Origin of the sequence: Cerasicoccus maritimus (genome assembly GCA_031296935.1) — a bacterium.
GTDB classification, from domain to species: Bacteria; Verrucomicrobiota; Verrucomicrobiia; order Opitutales; family Cerasicoccaceae; genus Cerasicoccus; species Cerasicoccus maritimus.
This window is the reverse complement of record JAVDPD010000006.1, coordinates 169,558-187,788: the sequence shown is the minus strand read 5'-3', so window position 1 is coordinate 187,788 and position 18,231 is coordinate 169,558. Positions and strand designations below refer to the sequence as shown.

Sequence of the window (18,231 nt, the reverse complement as noted above, 5' to 3'; positions counted from 1 at the left end):
GAAATAAAGCGCGAAAAACCCGGACCACACTGCGGCCCGGGTTCGCATAAAAATGATCGAGTCTGCCCCTACAACGCCGCCTCGATCTTTTTCTCGAGCTTGACGATGTCGACGCCGAAACGACGGATGCCGTCCGAGAGTTTTTCCGTAGCCATCTGGTCTTCGTTGAGCATCCAGCGGAAGGTATTTTCGTCCATGGCGATCTTTTCAATGTCGGCCTCCTTGGAGCTTGCCGGATCGAGTTTCTTTTCGAGCACGCCTTCGGTTGCAGCCAGTTCGCCAAGGAGCTTCGGGCTAATCGTGAGCAAGTCGCAGCCTGCAAGTTCAATGATTTCACCGGTGTTGCGGAAGCTCGCGCCCATAACCTCGGTTGCGTAGCCGAACTTCTTATAATACGTGTAGATCGCCTGCACCGACTGCACGCCCGGATCTTCTGCGCCCACGTAGTCCTTGCCAGTGGAGGCCTTGTACCAGTCGAGAATACGACCCACGAACGGCGAGATCAGCTGAGCGCCCACTTCAGCGGCGCCAATGGCTTGGGCCATCGAGAAGAGGAGCGTCATATTGCAGTTGATGCCGTCCTTCTTGAGGATTTCGGCGGCCTTGATGCCTTCCCAAGTCGTGGCGAGCTTGATCAGGATACGTTCACGGGAGATGCCGTTCTTTTCATAGAGGGCAATGATCTCATGGGCGAGATCCACGCTGCCTTTTACGTCAAAGGACAAGCGGGCGTCCACCTCAGTCGACACGCGACCGGGAACGATCTTGAGGATCTCGGACCCAAAGGCCACGAGGAGATCGATCATCACCTGACGACTCAGGGCGGCGCCGGAGAGGCTCGAGCCCTTGTTGTCAGCAATGGCTTTTTCGAAAAGTGCGTTGTACTCCGGCATCTCGACGGCGGAGTAAATGAGAGACGGATTGGTGGTCGCGTCTTGGGGTTGGTATTCCTTCATCGACTCGAAGTCGCCAGTGTCGGCAACCACCTTGGTGTATTGCTTCAGGGATTCGAGTTGGTTCGAGGCTGCTTGAGTACTCATGTTGTGGTATTAATATAGATACGGCAGTGTGGCCAATCGGGATTGTAGTTATTAGAGTTAGCCAGCGTGAGGCCACTAAATGACACCAAAGCGCCAGCTACTTCAATCTTTAAGCGCAGATTTAGCGGCAATTACCGCCAATATCCCCCACCCTACGAGGAAACACGACCCGCCCAGCGGAGTAATCGGCCCCAACCAACGCAGTCCACTTAGGCAAAGCCAGTAAAGCGAACCACTGAAAAGAATGACGCCCACCGTCCAAAACCAAGCCGCCACCGTGAGCGCACGCCCCTTCGCTGGAGCCATTGCCAGAGCCAGCAGCGCGAGCGCATGCCAGAACTGGTAGTCGGCCGCAGTCTGCCAAGTGTCCGCCTTTCCGCTTGCTTCCAGCGTTTCTTTGAGCCCATGAGCCCCAAAGGCACCCAGCGCCACGGCCAGAAATGCCAGCACAGACGCGGTAACTACCATGCGTGGATGAAAAAAATGAACTGTTCGATTGTGTTCAGCCATACAAAAAACCCTTGGGTTTTACGTCAAGTGACCTTTAAAATGAAAGTTAAGAAGCTAATTATGACGATTAGGCAACTAATTCAATGAAAACGGTACATTACGTGCTCAAACTAATTCAGAAAAAAATCTTGTTTTTTTGAACATATTTTGAAATTGTTCGTCCTGTTGAGCCTAACCAGCTCATAAAACTAGCAAACCAAACCTAACTGACACACATAATGAAAAAAGCAATCGCGACTATCGCTATCGCTGGTGCAGCAACCGCAGCTTCCGCTGATTTCCTCAGCGACCTGTCCATCGCAGGCACCTTCGATTACGAATCACAATACGTCTTCCGCTCTGCGAAGCTCGCTTACGAGTCTTTCCAACCGAGCGTTGACTTTGGCTACTCCGTCCTCGGCGGTGACGCTTACTTCGGCATTTGGACCAACCAACCGATCACTGGCCTTTCGCACGCAGGTAACGGTTTCGCCAATGAAATCGACTTCTACCTGGGTTATGCTTACCCGGTGACCGATATCTTCACCGTTGACGCTGGCTTCACCTACTACTGGTACCCGGAAACTATTGCCGGTAGCGGTCTTCCCGGCCAAACCCGTGAAATTTTCCTCGGCGGTTCCGCTGACGTTCTTTTGAGCCCGGCTCTTTACGTATACTACGACTTCGACCTCGAGCAGGTTGTTGTTGAGCTCTCCATCGGCTACAGCCTCGACCTCGGCGAATACGTTGGTGCAGAAGGCCTTTCCTTTGACACCGGTGCATACCTCGGTTTCGTCGACACTGAAGACGGTTCCGCTGGCCTCACCACTCCAAAGGTAAAGAACGGTTACACCTACGGTGGCATCACTGCTGACCTCGTTTACGCTCTCAACGAGAACGTATCCAGCTCGATCGGTGTTCGCTGGTCCGTTAACAACGACGGCGACAGCGCTGGTGTTAATATCGGTTCCGAGTCCCAAGTTTGGTTCGGTGCTACCCTCGGCTTCGCTTACTAAGCCTAGTTGAGCAAACACAAATCACTTTCGAACCCGCGCTGGAATTCCAGCGCGGGTTTTTGCTTTCCTGATTTCCCCATTTGGCTTTTGCTGACACCTTTCCACCATGAGCGAAACCTCCACCACCGCCGAATCCAACCAACAACACCTAACCGTAGAGTTGGGCGACCGCAGCTATTCGATCTGGATTGCCAGTGACGCCAGCACGCCTCTCCTCGAAGCGTTGCAGCAGCGCAAGGGCAAGTCCGCTCAGTTGGTGGACCAAGCGCTAGTCGGCGCGATGCCCGCCCTTTCCGAGCTGGCCTACACCATCGACCAGCACCCCAAGGGCGAGACCGCCAAGTCGATGGCCATGCTCGGCGCGATCTTCGATAGCCTGTCCGAAAACCACGTTGCCCGCGACGGCTGCCTCATTGCCGTCGGTGGCGGCGTCACCGGCGACCTCGGAGGCTTCGCCGCCGCCAGCTACCTGCGCGGCATTGATTTCTACCAAGTGCCCACCACCCTCCTGGCTATGGTCGACAGCTCAGTCGGCGGCAAGACAGGCATCAACATCGCCGCGGGGAAAAACCTGGTTGGCGCCTTCTGGCAGCCTAAGGCCGTCTGCATCTCCACGGACCTCCTTCGCACCCTCCCCGCCTGGGAATTCTCGGCCGGCATGGCCGAAGTTATCAAGTATGGCATGCTCTACGATCCGGCGCTCTTTGAGCAGCTCATGCAGCTCGAAAAGCCGCTCAGTTGGGACCACCCAGAGCTCCCCGCCGTCATCCGCCGCTGCTGCGCCATCAAGGCCGAGATCGTCAAGGCCGACGAAAAGGAAACCGCCGCCAGCGGTGGCCGTGCGCTGCTCAATTTAGGCCACACCTTTGCGCACGCCATCGAAAACGTGGCCGGCTACGGCTCCTATCTCCACGGCGAAGCCGTCGCCGTCGGCCTTGTACTCGCGGCCCAGCTGTCCGTCGAGCTACCCGAAATGAATGTGACCGAAGCCGATGTCACGCGCGTAACCGAGCTCATCCAGCGCTACCATTTGCCAACCGATCTGCGCTCGCCGCTCCTGCGTCGCAGCCGTGCCGATGACTACCAGTGGCAGACCGCCGAAGGCACGAACGCCACTGCGGAAGACTGCCCAGCCAACGCCGAACCGACCACACTTTCCGTTGAAAAGCTCATGGCCGCGATGATGCGCGACAAGAAGGTCAAGGCAGGCAAGCTTCGTTTCGTCGCAATGGAATCCATCGGCAACGCCGTGACCGTGGGCGAAGTCGATCAGTCGCTCGTGCGCGAACTCTGGCTGGCCGCAGGCGCCTCCGCGTAGATTCGCACGCGCAAGAGGTTCATTTTTAACGACTTGCCAAAACACAAATTGAATCATACAGATTGACTCCGTTAAGGCGCTATCGCTGCAACCGACTCCCATCATGGCAGGCATCGACGAAACTATAGTCCGCGAATACTTCGAGCTGAATGGCTTTCTCGTTCGGCAAATGCGGAAATACCAAGTCCAAAGCCGCGCCAAGCGCAGCGAAGAAGAGATCGACCTCATTGTCTGGAATCCCGGCTACCGCGCCCAAAGCCGCAAGCCGAACTTCATGCTTTTCTCGAACGAACTACCGCTCATTCACCGCGCCGTGGTCTTCGTCAAAGGCTGGCACAGCCAGAAGTTCACCCCCGCCACCCTTCGTGGCAGCGCCGACATTTTCAAGTTCCTCGAGAAGGACGTTTACAAGCGCGCCGAAGAGTTGTTTGCGATCGAGAAAGACCAAGTTGGCGACCTGGACAACTTCATGAAGATCCTCGTCCTGCCCGGCCTCCCCACCCACGAGCCGCACAAGAGTGAGTCGATCAAGCTGCTCAAAGACGTCGGCCTCGACGCCATTATCTCCTTCCGCTCCATGCTTCAGGACATCGTTGGCAAGATCGAGATTAACCACAACTACTCCAAGGACGATTTTCTCCAAACCCTGCGCATCTTGAAAAACTACGACATGGTCAAGAGCCCGCAGATGGACCTCTTTAACAAGGGCTAACCAGGGCGCCGCCCTTGACCTTCGATGCTGCGCATCGCGAAGCTCGCATTGCTCGCTTGATTCTCGATCGAACGCGAGATAACCCTTTAAGCAATGAGTGGCAGTAATATGGAACAGCCGGGCGTAGAAGCAAATGTGCAACTGGGCGAAGGAGTGGAGATCGCGCAGTTCGCGCTCGTGAAAACCGGTAGCGTGCTGGGCGATGGAGTGAAGGTTGACCACTTCTGCGTGATCAGCGGCCTGCCGCAATTTCTGGGCTTCGACGCCTCGCTCGACACCGGCGTGAAGGTCGGCGCGGGCACCGTTTTCCGCGAAGGCGTCACCGTCAACCGCTCGACCCACGCCGGCGAATACACCCTGATCGGCGAGAAGTGCTTCTTCATGGCCAACAGCCACGTCGCGCACGATTGCCTTGTCGGCAACAACGTCATCCTGGCCAATGGCGTGCTCCTCGCGGGCCACGTAACCGTCGGCGACAATGTCTTCATCGGTGGCAACACGGCCGTCCAGCAGCGCACGCGCATCGGCGAAGGCGCAATGGTGGCTGGCCTCGCGCGCATCTCTATGGACGTGCCGCCCTTCGTGATGACTGGCTACGAAAACGACGTCGTCGGTCTGAACTTAATCGGCCTCAAGCGCCGCGGCTTCACCTCCGAAGAAATCAGCGACCTCAAGCGCTGCTACCGCGCTGTTTACCTAAGCAAGCCCTACGGCTCGCCCGTCACCAAAGCTGCCGAAGCCATCGCCGACGGCCTGCCCACCACCACCAAGGGCACGCAGTTCCTCGAGTTCTTCACGCTCGAAACCGGCCGCAAATTCCTCCGCGCCCGCCACAAATAAAGCCACCTCCCCTATAATTTTAAATCTGCTCACTTTAAACCTCCACCCATGCTCCCCCTTGCCATCACCTGCGGCGATCCAGCCGGAGTCGGCCCCGAAATCATCGAACGCTGGCTTGAACAGAATCCCGACCGCCAGCAGGACGTCGCCATCATCGGACCGCAGAGCTGGTTGGACAATTTACAGTGTGTGAATCCGGTTCCCGTCGGCGACAAGGACTTTATTGCCACGCCCGGCCAACCCAGCGTTGAAGGTGCCCGCATCGCATTGGAGGCGTTGGAAGAGTCGGCCTACGGCTGCCGTCAACAGCGCTACCGTGGCGTGGTCACGGCGCCCGTCAGCAAGCACTGGATGGAGCAAGCAGGCTGGTCGCATCCCGGGCAAACTGAGTTCTTTGCCGAGCGTTGGTATGGTCAGCCGTCAATGGCCTTTGCCGGGGGCAAGCTAACCGTCCTCCTCGCGACGTGGCATGTACCGCTGGTGGATGTGCCCAATCACCTGAATGACGAGTCCATTTCCCGCGCCGTGAAAAATGCGGCCTTCCTCGCTGAGCGCCTCGGCGCCCGCGAGCCGCGCATTGGCGCATGCGGGCTCAATCCCCACGCAGGCGAAGGCGGCATCCTCGGCTTTGAAGAACAAGGCGTGATCGATCCGATTCTCGACAACCTGCGCAGCGAATATCCCGGTCTCTCCAGCTGCCAGCCCGGCGACACACTGTTTTGGCGTCAGCTCCAGGGTGAGTTCGATGTGATCGTTGCCATGTATCACGACCAAGGCCTCGCCCCGCTGAAAGCCATCGATTTCGACCAGGCGGTCAACATCACGCTCGGACTGCCCTTCATTCGCACCAGCCCCGACCACGGCACCGCCTTCGGCATCGCAGGCCAGGGCAAAGCCGGCATCTCCAGCTTCGCCAACGCCGTGCGCCTCGCCGAGAAACTCAAGTAAGCAGCAACGTGCCGTTGCATCCAGAAATTTGAGCATTGCTCAAATGGGCTTGATAAATAGCAGTAGCGGTATGCTCACAAAGAAAAGACTGCTCTCGATCCTAACCATTTTCACGTGCATCCTGTCCACGGGCTGCAAAAACGGCGAACAAGACTTGGAGGCAGCGCTAGACGTCGCCAACATCGCGGTTGGAGTAAGCGATGGCGACCAGTACGGCAGCTTTAATGCTGGCATGGCTACAGATGACCTAGCGAACATGGCCGAGGAAGACGATGATAGCTCGGACGAGGCCACTACCGAGAAAAAAACAGACACGTCAGACGCCCCGCAAAAAGCTCATAAGCCGACATTGCCCCCCGCTCAACAGCACTAAAAAAACGCATGCCCACTCTGGACATGCGTTTTGAAAAATTTGCCTCCTCGCTCATTGCCGCAGGGCGGCAATCACGATGCGAAGCATCGAAGGTCCAGGACTAGTCCTGGTCTAGCTTGGTGACGGCGATGTGGAGGTCGCGGAGCTGCTTGTCGGTTGCCGGTCCGGGGGCCATGGTCATCAGGTCCTGACCACGCTGGGTCTTGGGGAACGCAATGACTTCGCGGATGGACTTGGCGTTGCCGAGGATCGCGGCAAGGCGGTCGAGGCCCAGTGCGATGCCACCGTGAGGTGGGGCACCGAACTTGAAGGCCTTGATCATGTAGCCGAAACGCGACTCGATGACTTCCTGCGGCATTTGGAGCACGTTCTTGAAAACGCGGTCTTGCAGCTCGGGCTGGTGAATACGAATCGAGCCACCGCCGATTTCCGAGCCGTTGAGCACAACGTCGTAAGCTTGGGAGCGGCAGTTTTTGGTGTCCGTGTCCAGCTTGTCGATGTCTTCCGGATGCGGCGCCGTGAACGGGTGGTGCGCGGCGACGTAGCGGCCCTCGTCTTCATCAAAGAGCATGAGCGGGAAGTCCACGACCCAGAGGAAGTTGTATTGGCTGTCCGAAATCTCGAGCTTGCCGCGCTTCTTGAGGAGCTGAGCGGACTCAAGGCGGATGCGGCCAAGGATCGCGCATGCCTGCTCCCACTTCGAGGCAGCGAAGAGGATGAGGTCGCCGTCTTCGATGTTCATCTTGGTCTTGAGCGCGTTGAGCTCGTCTTCGCTGAAGAACTTGATGATCGGCGAGCGCCATTCCTTGACGTCGTCACCACGGACCACGATGTAGGCGAGGCCCTTGGCGCCAAGGCTCTTGGCCACGTCTTCCATTGCCTTGACTTCACCCTGGGAAATGTCGCCGAGGCCCTTGGCGTTGACCGCCTTGACCACGCCACCGCCCTTGATGACGGACGAGAATACCTTGAAGCCAGTGTCCTTGAGGTCTTCGGAGAGGTCAACGAGCTCCATGTCGAAACGGGTGTCGGGCTTGTCGACACCGTAGCGGTTCATCGCGTCGACGTAGGTCAGGCGCGGGAACGGCGTGGGCACATCGACGTCGAGCACGTCCTTCCACATCTTCTGGAGCATGCCTTCGATCAGCGCATACATGTCTTCGCGCTCGATGAAGCTCATCTCGATATCGATCTGGGTAAACTCGGGTTGACGGTCGGCGCGCAGGTCTTCGTCGCGGAAGCAGCGGGCCACCTGGTAGTAGCGCTCCATACCGGCCACCATCAGCATCTGCTTGTATTGCTGCGGGCTCTGGGACAGCGCGTAGAAGTCGCCCGGGTTCAGGCGGCTCGGCACGAGGAACTCGCGCGCGCCTTCCGGAGTCGACTTAAACATGGCCGGCGTCTCGATTTCGAGAAACTCGTTGTCGGCCAAATAGTCGCGGCAGGACTTGGTCGCCTTGGAGCGGATGGTCATCATCTCGCGCATCTTCGGGCGGCGCAAGTCGAGGTAGCGATACTGCAGGCGGAGGTCTTCATTAACCTTCTCGGCCTTGGCGTCTTCCAGCGGAAAAGGCAGCGTCTCACACATGTTGTGGACGATGACTTCGCGCGCGGAGACTTCGATCTCGCCGGTCGGCAAATTCGGATTAACGGTCGACGGCTCACGCAGTTTGACGATACCCGTGACCTGAATGACGGACTCGTCCTTGAGACGGCCGGCGATTTCATGGATTTCCGGGTAATCGGGGTGGAACACAATCTGGGTCAACCCGGCGCGGTCGCGCAGGTCAACGAAGAGAACGCCGCCGTGGTCGCGCACCGACTCAACCCACCCGATGAGGGTGACTGATTCGTCCGCGTTGGCCTTGTTCAACTGGCTGCATGTATGGGTCCGTTTCATGTGAAAAGCCCGCTAAGTAGTCAGACTCGGCGAGTCATTGCAAACAGATTCCTGCCCAGAGGTTACGCTTGAGCAAAAACATTGGGATCCGCTTGCACAACAGAGTCGAAAGTCCAATCTTAAGAGCGCTATGCATAATATTAGGAAATTCCTCGCCTTTGCCATTTTCGGCACACTCACCACCACCGGTGCATTCGGCCAAAGCCCCACTGGCGGCACGACTTTCCTGGACATCATTTCGCCGCAGCAAGAGCTGGGCATCACGCTGAGCCAGAACTACGAGCATCAATTCTCCAGCGATCTCAAGGGTGGCTTCAACGGCGACTTGGCGGCCGATGTCTACACAACCGGCTTGGATTACGCCAATTTCTGGAAACAAGGCTTCGTCCGCGCGGGGTTCGGCTACGAATACTCCGACTGGGATTGGAGCGGCCCAACGTACCTGAGTGACACGCAAAAGCTCTCCCTGCAAACCATCGGCGGCTACCGCTTTGACCAGTCCGACTGGGGGGTCTTCGGCCTCGTGGGCAGCTCACTGGGCGCGGAAACCAGCGGCGCCGACCTGGGCGACGGCTACTCCTACCGCTTTGGCTTTGGCGGCACCTACCACTGGGGCCAGCGCAGCTCCTTCAGCCTCGGCATCATGCTCATTGGCCAAACCGAATACGACCTCAAGGTCCTCCCCCTGCCCATCCTGAACTGGCAGATCACGGACCAGCTCAACCTGCGTACCTTCAATGGTTTCACCCTGACCTACGACGTTTTTGGCAACAACCAGACGAATGTCGACTTCACCACCCAATACGAGAGCGACACCTTCCGCTTGAAAAATCAAACCATCCGCCCCGGCCTGACCGGCGATCCAATCGTCAATAAAGACTCGGTCATCATTGCCGCCGGCGTGACCCAGCGCTTCCTGAAGTCACTTTACGTGCGCGCCTACGTGGAAGGCATTGTCTACCGCGAATTCGAGTTTCGCTACAGCCGCAACAATTACCGCACGATCAAGACCGATCCCGGCATCGCTATCGGCCTGCAAGGCGGCTGGAATTTCTAGCAGGCGAAATCGGCATTGCCATCAGCGCAGCTTTTCCGCTGCCTAGGCCCATGACCAAGACCGAGCGCGCAGCCTACGTTGACCAACGTCTCGAGGAACTCTACCCCGTGACGCCCGTCCCCCTCGACCACAAGGATCCCTACACCTTGCTCGTGGCCGTGCTGCTCTCGGCGCAGTGCACGGACAAGCGCGTCAATCTGACGACCCCTGCCCTCTGGGAGCTGGCCGATAACCCGGCTGACATGGCACAGCAAAGCGTTGATGCGATCAATGCCATCGTCCGCCCCTGCGGCCTTGCCCCGCGCAAGGCCAAGGCGATTCACGGCCTGTCGGAAATATTGATCAACCAGCACGGAGGCGAAGTTCCGGCCGACATGGAGGCGCTGGAAGCCCTACCCGGCGTCGGCCACAAGACTGCACAAGTCGTTATGGCGCAGGCTTTTGGCGTGCCGAGTTTCCCGGTGGACACCCACATTCACCGCCTCGCCCAACGCTGGGGGTTGACCAGCGGTAAGAGCGTTGCCCAGACCGAGAAGGATCTGAAGCGCATCTTCGCCGTCGAGCGTTGGAATAAGCTGCACCTGCAAATCATCTACTATGGCAGAGAGCACTGCACCGCCCGAGGCTGCGATGGAACCGTCTGCGAAATCTGCCAAACCGTCTACCCCGACCGCAAGCGCGCCAAGGTCACGCGCAAGGCGTAAAGACTGCGTAAATCTGCAACCATCGCTTTGGAGCGGGGTTAATGTGAGGCAGAATACAGCCGATGTAGCCAGACAGTCAGCCTTGCTTATTGATCGGCCAGTCTTAAGATGATTCGCGTGAAAAACCCCATAATTCTCGGCATGTTTGCTTGGGCAATCAGCAGCTCTGCTGCGTACGCAGATATCACGATTGACGATTATACTGACGCCACGAACGACCGATTTACGAACGACGCGTCATTCATTGCAGCCAGCTATAGTCTTTCGGCCATCGGTAAAGTATCCCTCCGCTGGGGCACCCTCGTGAGCAGCAACGTTGTTTTGTGCGCCAACCACTATCATCCGTTGGTCGGCCAAACCATGACCTTCTATGCCACCAACGACCCCAATGGCGACAGTCAGCAGCGCACAGTTGTCGCGGGGGAGCGTATTGGCGAATCCGACCTCTGGGTCGGCGTGCTCAACGAGCCACTACCAGGCACCTATGAACCGCTGCCGTTCATGAACAGTTCGATCACTAACGCGATTTATTTCATCCAATCCGGGTTGTCCAACGCTGAAGTTTTTCTCTTGGGGCGCTCCCCCAACACCGATGATGTCGCGCTGGACACCGGCGTCGGTAAAAACAGAATTACGAGCGTGCTTTTCAACCAAAGTGTTACTGGCACTGATGATGTCGTCGCGACCGGGACCGCGATTTACACAACTCAAAACTCATCTGGCGACAGCGCCTATGTCACCTATGAAGCGCAGTTGCAAAACTACGACTCGGGCGCGCCGATGCTGCGGGTCATTAACGGAGAGCTGACGATAGTAGGCGTCAATTGGTTCGTGGGCTCTGATGGCACGAATAACATTAGTGGCGCAACCTACGTGGGTAATTATGCAGCGGAAATCCAAGCCATTATCGATGCCTATGATGGTCTCAGCGTCCCCAGCGGCTATGGCGACTGGGCTAGCACACAATTTGGCTCCACCGACATCACCGAATACCCGCCAAATGCGGACAACGACGGCGACGGCCGCACGAATTATGACGAGTATGCCTTGGCCTATGATCCCACCACACCTGATTATTACGCCCCCAGCGAATTCTCCACCGCGGACCTTTCAGGCAGCCATTACGGTCAGTTAACCGTCACTTTGCAGCAAAACGACAACGATCTAAACTACCTGATTTACTCGGGCGCCGACTTGTCGAGTTTGGCTTCCACCACACTTCGCTATAACAGTGGCTGGTCAGTCGGCAACAGTAGCGTTGCGGTCATTTCCAGCGCTACGGACAACGGCGACAACACGTGGACACTCACCCTGCGGGACGCAACCGCCGTCACCGAGGGCTCTCCTCGATTTATGCGAGTAAGCTACGACTAGCGTGGCGTCGGCTCTTTATGTTATACCTTTTCTCGTTTAAATTGAGATATTGAGCACGATACTTGCTTTAGTGTTTTTTCGTGAGGAAACGACATTTAGGCAACGATATAGATCGTGAGCGTATTCAGGCTCTGTTGAAGACAGAAGCAACGGGATGGCGAACGCAGCGCTTGGTGGCGTTGCGTTTAGGGTTCGACCCTTGCAAGAGCGATGATGACATCTCGGAAGCGGTAGGTAAGAGCAAGGCAACGATTTATCGTTGGTTTGCGACTTATCGCGAAGGCGGTCTAGAGGCTGTCTTAAATCGTGGCTACAAAGGCACCAAATCAGTTAACTACAACGAGGATGTGCAGGCGTTTCTGAAGAAAGGCCTGGCAGCGTCTCGCTGGAACACCGCCGTGCAAGCTCAGCAGCAGCTTGAAAGTCATTTTGGCCGTCGCTTTAGCTACAAAACGGTTTGGCGTTGGTTAAAAAAAAGTGGCTGGGGTGCTGCGGGTGGTCCGGTCCGCCAACGCGTCGGTCTTGTCACTTCGCTCGGAACCGCGCCCCGTCCACGAGAAGAGGAACCCGATCAAAGCGGAAAAGTTTAAGCGCTCGTTTTATGGCAAACTGAAGGCGTTGCCGCTTCGTAAGTCGTTGCCGGTCAAGGTGTGGTTCGCCGATGAGAGTCGCTATGGACTGCTACCAAACCTGCGTCGGGTCTGGACGTTCAAAGGGCATCGTCCGCACAAACTGTGGCAGAGCAAATACACGTGGAGCTACTGTTACGGGGCGCTCGACATCGTCGATGGCGAAGCTGTTTTTATCCAAACCCCGAGCGTCAATCTCGAATGGACACAGGCCTTCCTGGAACAAATCAAAGCTGAATTTTCCGAGCACGAGCACGTCGTTGTCTGGGACGGTGCGGGCTTCCATCCGAGCGAAGACAGCCACCCAAGCATCCCCGAGGGAGTCCACACGATCATGCTGCCAGCGTATAGCCCAGAGCTCAATCCGATCGAGAAACTCTGGGATCTCATCCAAGATCACACCGCCAACAAACTGTGGCCAAGCATCGAAACCCTAGACCAAGTCGTCGCAGCACACCTAGAAGACTGGTGGGCAGACAAGAGGCGGGTCAACAAGCTCGTTGGTAACGGATGGGCACGCGCTTCAGCAAACGCTTCATGAAATTTCATAACTCTCGATTTATGTGAGAATTAGTATTACCTAGCAGCAGGTCCTTGATTAAGTCGTATTGTTCCTCGGTCAGCTCGTATCTCTTGGCCATCAAGACTTTAAGACAAATAACAGAAAGTTTGTATAGCCTAAAATGAAGACGGTTGAATATCCGTTGGCTCGGAGGTGGCGGCTTGTCTGGAGACTGCGCCCTACCTTTCTTAATCGAATGTAACTCCGGCTCGCTTGTAAGCGTCGCCCTAGCTTCAGACAGATCAATAAGCCATTTGCGCAATGCGCAAATCTATGGATGCAACGGCACGTTGCCTAGGCGGCGTCGTTGTCTTGGCTGGTGGGGGTGGAGCTGGGCTCGGACGGCGATTCGGCGGTTTGTTCGCCGCGCTTGAGTTGCGGGCGGTGGCCGTGGCGAACGGTGGCTGCGGTCACGAGGCACTCTTCGATCGTTGAGTCCTGAGGGATCTCATACATGACGTCGAGCATGAGCTTTTCCATGATCGAACGCAGCGCGCGGGCACCGGTCTTGAGCTCCAATGCTTTTTCGGCAAGCGCACTGATGGCGTCGCGCGAGAAGCGCAGTTTGACGCCCTCCATGGCCAATAGCTTGGAGTATTGCTTGACCATTGCATTCTTGGGCTCGGTCAAAATGTATTCGAGGTCTTCGAGGGTTAGCTCGTTGAGCACGGAGACTATCGGCAAGCGGCCGATGAACTCGGGAATCATGCCAAACTTCACGAGGTCTTCTGGCTGAACTTCGCGCATGATCTCGTCACGCTGCGGCACATAGGCCTTTTCGCCAGTAATGTCGAAACCAAGCACCTTCTTACCTGCGCGGTCGGAAATGAGCTTGTCGAGGCCGACGAATGCGCCGCCGCAGACGAAGAGGATGTTCGCGGTGTTGACCTGGATGTATTCCTGATTTGGATGCTTGCGGCCACCCTGCGGCGGAACATTACACACCGTGCCTTCGATAATCTTGAGCAGCGCCTGCTGAACGCCTTCGCCCGACACGTCGCGGGTGATGGAAACATTGTCCGTCTTACGGCCGATCTTGTCGATTTCGTCGACGTAGATGATGCCGCGCTCGGCGCTTTTGACGTCGAAATTGGCGGACTGCAGGAGGCGTAAAACGATGTTTTCCACGTCTTCGCCCACGTAACCGGCTTCGGTCAGCGTGGTGGCGTCGGCGATGGCAAACGGCACTTCCAGCATCTCCGCGAGCGTGCGCGCGAGCAGCGTCTTGCCCGAACCAGTCGGGCCGACGAGCAGCACATTGCTCTTCTCGATGGAAACTTCGCTGAACTCAGCGATGGCGAGGTCTTCGGAAATTTCCTCGTTTTGCAGTCGCTTGTAGTGGTTATAAACCGCGACGGACAAAACCTTCTTCGCGTGCTCTTGCCCAACGATATGCTCATCCAGCCGAGCCTTAATTTCAGAGGGCTTGACCAATTTGACGGCAAAATCGTTGCTCGGCGGAGGTGTTCCTTTCGCAGGCTCATCCCGCAATTCCCTGTCAATGATGGTCTTGCAGACATTAACACAGGAGTCGCAAATGTAGACTCCCGCCGGCCCAGCAATCATCTTGCGGACTTCGTTCTGCGATTTGCCGCAGAAAGAGCAGAAGGTCATTTTGGTGGATTTAGCCATAACGAAAGGGACAAACGTTACTATTTATCGACAGAACAGGCAAGTAACAAAGCCTGATACGGCAAAAAGCCCAATTAGCCCTTCGGCTTTTGCTTAATCACCTGATCAACAATACCATACTCACAGGCTTCGTCCGCGGTCATGTAGTAATCGCGATCGCTGTCCTGCATGATTTGTTCAGCAGACTTGTTGGTGTGGTTGGCCAGAACATCGTTGAGCGTATTGCGCCAGCGTATGATTTCCTTGGCGGCAATAGAGATGTCCGACGTTTGGCCCGTGGCACCGCCGGTCGGCTGGTGGATCATCACACGGCTATTCGGCAGCGCATAACGCTTGCCCTTGGAGCCAGCTGCCAGGAGCACAGTGCCCATGCTTGCGGCCATGCCCACACAGTAGGTCACCACGTCGCAGTGCATGAAGTTGATCGTGTCGTAGATCGCCATGCCTGCGGTAACGCTGCCACCCGGTGAGTTGATATAAAGATGGATATCCTTCTTAGGATCTTCCATTTGCAAGAAGAGCAGTTGGGCGACGACAGCGTTGGCAACCTCATCATAAATCGGCGTGCCAAGGAAAATAATGCGGTCGCGCAGCAGGCGGCTGTAGATATCATCACGACGTTCTCCACGCCCGTCGCGCTCTGTAACAAATGGAATAATATAGCTCATGATTGGGAATCTATCACTTTGGAAGTGTCAGGAAATCTAAAATGTTGATGGTGCGTATGAAAATGAAAGCTGCGAAACGTAGCCAGATCGCCCATAAGCGCATGGCTCACAAGCGGATCACTACGCAGTGAACCCTCATTTTCATCGCATCGCAAGACGGAAGGTAATTTTCCGCCATCAACCTGTAAAAGAACCCAGATGCTTCCTAGGCTTCAGCAGTGGCTGCTTCGGCCTCAGGTTCGACTTCCGTAACGCTCGCCTGTTCGATCAGAAAATCAAGCGTCTTCTCGAAAAGAACGGCGCGCTGGAGCTCGCGGAGCTGGTCTTGGCTCTTCTGAAGTTCTTTCACGATCTTGTCCGGGGCGGTGCGGGTCTGCATCGCCTGGTTCATGATCGCGCGCTGCATGTCTTCGTTCTCGACCTTGATTTCTTCCGCTTCGGCAATGCGGCCGAGGACGAACTGGGTCTTTACACGCTTGACGGCGGCTTCGCCGGCTTGGCCAAAGAGAGACTCCTTGTGCTCTTCAAGCTGCTCCTCGGTTGCGCCCTGCTGGATGGCTTGCTCAACGTGCTGGCGGAGGATGACTTCGCGCTCGTTGTCGATCGCGCTTTCCGGCACCGCGATGTCGATGAGGCCGATCAGGTGGTCAATAAGCTGCTGGCGCTTCTGTCCGTTGGCGTGCTGAAGCTTCTGGCCCTTGATGTCTTCCTTAATGCGCTCTTCCCACTGCTCAACGGTCTCGACTTGGAAGCCCTTGAGGAACTCTTCGTCCATTTCGGGAAGCTTCTTTTCGCGTACTTCGTGCACTTCGATCGCGTAAGTAGCGGTCTTGCCCTGGAGGGCTTCGACTTCGAAGTCGTCAGCGAACACTTGCTCCACGTCCTTCTTGTCGCCAGCGGACATGCCTAAGAGGGCGTCCACCACGGCGCGCACGCCCGGGGAATGCTCATCACCAGCCTGTTCCCAAGTGTTGGTCTGGGTGCCGTAAATCTTCTTGTCTTCCACGAGGTCGGCAATGCGTTCTTCGCCGATCTTGCCTTCATAGGACACCTTAACATAGTCGCCCTTTTCGGCAGCCTTTTCGCACACGTTGTATTCGGCGCGTTGGTTGAGGATATAGTCCTTGGTCTGGAGGAATTCGTCTTCGGTCACCTCGGCCTTGGGCACGGTAACGGCGACCCCCTTGTATTCGGGCAGTTCGAAGGTGGGGCGGATGTCAAAAGTGAAGGACATTTCTGCGCCAGGAGCGCCGGCTTCGATGTCGCCACCGTCCATTGCTACAACACCATATACATCAAGCCCGGATTCCTTCACAGCCTCTTGATAGGCATCGCCGGTGAGCTTGCGGTTGAGCTCACTCTTGATCTCGTTCTTGTATTTGCCCTGGATCAGGTTAACCGGAGCCTTACCAGGGCGGAAGCCTGGAAGCTTGGCGCTCTTGGCGAACTGGCTAAGGATGCTCTTGGACTCGGCAGCAATTTCGTCTGCATCGATGCTGACGTGGACTTTCTTGCGCGTATCGTTGACGTCTTCGACGGTAACTTTCACGTGGATTGGGTGGTTTCGGTGTTGATTAACTGGCCGCTCTCAAGAAACGGCCCAAAGGTATACTGTGCGGAATTCCGCGGTGGAAAAGCCGTTCAGCCAAACGAATGCCGCCAATAAGATCAAGCCCGGATTGAAAGTTTCGCCGGGTAGTCCAGAAGGGAGTTTCGACCCTCCGAAAAGACGCTGGAGAACATTTATTGAACAGAAGTTAACGAAGCAAACAAAGCCGTAACCGTCTTGGGGCTTCGTTCTCTTTGTATCCTTCTGTGGAAAACAACGCTTGTGAAAACATCATTCTCATAAGAAAAATCGTTTCCAAGACGTTTCAAACAGTTGCCTTTGGATTTGACCTGAAGCTCCTCCCTCGAAATAGTCCCCCGCTTAACGCTATGGAAAAACCGAAGCACACCCTCGATTTTGAAAAGCCCATCCACGAGCTCCAGCTACAGCTCGAGAACCTCCAGCGCATGTCCGAGGAGTCTCAGCTCGACGTGTCCGCAGAGATCAAAGCGATCAACGCAAAGATCGAGGAAACCCGCAAGCGCATCCACGCCAACCTCACGCCCTGGCAAAAGATCCAGCTGGCGCGCCACCCGCAGCGCCCCTACTCGCTCGACTACATCGACGCGATTTTTGACGACTTTCAGGAGCTCCACGGCGACCGCCGCTTCATGGACGACCAGGCCATCATTGGCGGCCCGGCCTTCCTCAATGGCGAGCCCGTGATGATCATCGCCCAGCAAAAAGGCCGCTCCACCAAGGAAAACCTGGCCCGCAACTTCGGCTGCCCCAACCCGGAAGGCTACCGCAAGGCCCTGCGCCTGATGGAAATGGCGGAAAAGTTCAAGATGCCGATCATCGCCCTGATCGACACCCCCGGGGCCTACCCCGGCATTGGCGCGGAAGAGCGCCACGTGGCCGAGGCCATCGCGGTCAACATCCGCGAAATGAGCGCCCTGACCGTGCCGATCATCGCCACCGTTATCGGTGAAGGAGGCTCCGGTGGCGCGCTCGGCATTGCCGTGGCGGATCGCATTTTGATCATGGACAACGCCTACTACTCGGTCATTTCGCCGGAAGGCTGCGCCGCGATCCTCTGGAAGGACCGCGTCCACGCCCCCCGCGCCGCCGAGGCGTTGAAGATCACCGCCGACAAGCTCATCGAGCTCGGCGTGGTCGATGAAGTCGTCGATGAACCCTTGGGCGGTGCGCACGTGGATCCCAAGCTCGCCGCAGCCAACCTCAAGCTCGCGCTCGAAGCCAACCTGGCCAAGCTCAAAAAAAAGAGCACCAAGGCACTCCTCGACGGCCGCTACGCGAAGTTCCGCGCCATGGGCCAGTTCACCGAAGCCGGCGCCTAACTCGCAACTTCAAAGATTTTTCAGAAACGAGTCGGTCCGCCGGCTCGTTTTTTTTTTCG

Annotated in this window: 18 protein-coding genes; 12 read left to right on the top strand and 6 right to left on the bottom strand. The window is 56.6% G+C overall.

Going from position 1 to position 18,231, the window contains the following annotated elements; translation table 11 throughout:
- Positions 1-68 precede the first annotated feature (68 nt).
- Together tal and RBB62_RS06265 are read right to left on the bottom strand one after the other, a co-directional pair.
- On the bottom strand, positions 69-1,040 hold the full coding sequence (tal, locus tag RBB62_RS06270) for a transaldolase (RefSeq protein WP_309397883.1): 972 nt from the start codon (positions 1,038-1,040) through the stop codon (positions 69-71).
- Positions 1,041-1,142: 102 nt separating this feature from the next.
- Positions 1,143-1,508, bottom strand: a complete 366-nt coding sequence (locus RBB62_RS06265) for a DUF423 domain-containing protein (RefSeq protein ID WP_309397882.1) — start codon at positions 1,506-1,508, stop codon at positions 1,143-1,145.
- Between the two features lie 260 nt (positions 1,509-1,768).
- On the opposite strand from RBB62_RS06265, the gene RBB62_RS06260 reads away from it, so the two are divergent.
- The 6 genes from RBB62_RS06260 (at position 1,769) to RBB62_RS06235 (ending at position 6,736) form a co-directional block, all read left to right on the top strand.
- On the top strand, positions 1,769-2,545 hold the full coding sequence (locus tag RBB62_RS06260; RefSeq protein WP_309397880.1) for a TorF family putative porin: 777 nt from the start codon (positions 1,769-1,771) through the stop codon (positions 2,543-2,545).
- Between the two features lie 106 nt (positions 2,546-2,651).
- Complete coding sequence (gene aroB / locus RBB62_RS06255; RefSeq protein ID WP_309397879.1) at positions 2,652-3,863, top strand: 3-dehydroquinate synthase; 1,212 nt, start codon at positions 2,652-2,654, stop codon at positions 3,861-3,863.
- Between the two features lie 103 nt (positions 3,864-3,966).
- The gene (locus tag RBB62_RS06250) at positions 3,967-4,575 is read left to right on the top strand and encodes a hypothetical protein (protein ID WP_309397878.1); all 609 of its coding nucleotides are present in this window, start codon (positions 3,967-3,969) and stop codon (positions 4,573-4,575) included.
- 93 nt (positions 4,576-4,668) lie between these two features.
- Positions 4,669-5,415, top strand: coding sequence for an acyl-ACP--UDP-N-acetylglucosamine O-acyltransferase (gene lpxA, locus RBB62_RS06245; protein ID WP_309397877.1), 747 nt, complete (start codon positions 4,669-4,671; stop codon positions 5,413-5,415).
- 48 nt (positions 5,416-5,463) lie between these two features.
- Positions 5,464-6,363 (top strand): PdxA family dehydrogenase, encoded by a 900-nt coding sequence (locus RBB62_RS06240; protein ID WP_309397876.1) that lies wholly within the window; start codon positions 5,464-5,466, stop codon positions 6,361-6,363.
- Between the two features lie 70 nt (positions 6,364-6,433).
- Entirely contained in the window at positions 6,434-6,736 is a 303-nt protein-coding gene (locus RBB62_RS06235; RefSeq protein WP_309397875.1) for a hypothetical protein, read from the top strand.
- A 100-nt stretch (positions 6,737-6,836) separates the two neighbouring features.
- Here the strand turns inward: RBB62_RS06235 and aspS are convergent, their stop codons facing one another.
- Positions 6,837-8,636, bottom strand: coding sequence for an aspartate--tRNA ligase (gene aspS / locus RBB62_RS06230; RefSeq protein WP_309397874.1), 1,800 nt, complete (start codon positions 8,634-8,636; stop codon positions 6,837-6,839).
- A 130-nt stretch (positions 8,637-8,766) separates the two neighbouring features.
- Between aspS and RBB62_RS06225 the strand changes: the two genes are divergently transcribed.
- From RBB62_RS06225 to RBB62_RS06205, 5 genes are all read left to right on the top strand, one after another.
- Positions 8,767-9,693 carry a hypothetical protein gene (locus RBB62_RS06225; RefSeq protein ID WP_309397873.1) on the top strand — a complete coding sequence of 309 codons (927 nt, stop codon included), beginning with the start codon at positions 8,767-8,769 and terminating at the stop codon, positions 9,691-9,693.
- A 50-nt stretch (positions 9,694-9,743) separates the two neighbouring features.
- Positions 9,744-10,397, top strand: a complete 654-nt coding sequence (nth, locus tag RBB62_RS06220) for an endonuclease III (RefSeq protein WP_309397872.1) — start codon at positions 9,744-9,746, stop codon at positions 10,395-10,397.
- 117 nt (positions 10,398-10,514) lie between these two features.
- Positions 10,515-11,771: a hypothetical protein gene (locus RBB62_RS06215; RefSeq protein ID WP_309397871.1), complete on the top strand. Its 1,257-nt coding sequence runs from the start codon at positions 10,515-10,517 to the stop codon at positions 11,769-11,771.
- A gap of 134 nt (positions 11,772-11,905) precedes the next feature.
- Complete coding sequence (locus tag RBB62_RS06210) at positions 11,906-12,361, top strand: helix-turn-helix domain-containing protein (RefSeq protein ID WP_309397870.1); 456 nt, start codon at positions 11,906-11,908, stop codon at positions 12,359-12,361.
- On the top strand, positions 12,294-12,941 hold the full coding sequence (locus tag RBB62_RS06205; RefSeq protein WP_309397869.1) for an IS630 family transposase: 648 nt from the start codon (positions 12,294-12,296) through the stop codon (positions 12,939-12,941). Before RBB62_RS06210 ends, RBB62_RS06205 begins: the two co-directional genes overlap by 68 nt.
- A gap of 315 nt (positions 12,942-13,256) precedes the next feature.
- Here RBB62_RS06205 and clpX read toward each other — a convergent pair whose 3' ends face one another.
- The 3 genes from clpX to tig all read right to left on the bottom strand — a co-directional run bounded on the left by clpX (position 13,257) and on the right by tig (position 16,811).
- Positions 13,257-14,594, bottom strand: coding sequence for an ATP-dependent Clp protease ATP-binding subunit ClpX (gene clpX, locus RBB62_RS06200; protein WP_309397868.1), 1,338 nt, complete (start codon positions 14,592-14,594; stop codon positions 13,257-13,259).
- Positions 14,595-14,668: 74 nt separating this feature from the next.
- A complete protein-coding gene (locus tag RBB62_RS06195) occupies positions 14,669-15,262 on the bottom strand; it encodes an ATP-dependent Clp protease proteolytic subunit (protein WP_309397867.1) in 594 nt (197 codons plus the stop codon).
- Between the two features lie 205 nt (positions 15,263-15,467).
- Complete coding sequence (tig, locus tag RBB62_RS06190; RefSeq protein WP_309397866.1) at positions 15,468-16,811, bottom strand: trigger factor; 1,344 nt, start codon at positions 16,809-16,811, stop codon at positions 15,468-15,470.
- A gap of 389 nt (positions 16,812-17,200) precedes the next feature.
- On the opposite strand from tig, the gene RBB62_RS06185 reads away from it, so the two are divergent.
- Positions 17,201-18,172, top strand: coding sequence for an acetyl-CoA carboxylase carboxyltransferase subunit alpha (locus RBB62_RS06185; RefSeq protein WP_309397865.1), 972 nt, complete (start codon positions 17,201-17,203; stop codon positions 18,170-18,172).
- Positions 18,173-18,231 lie beyond the last annotated feature (59 nt).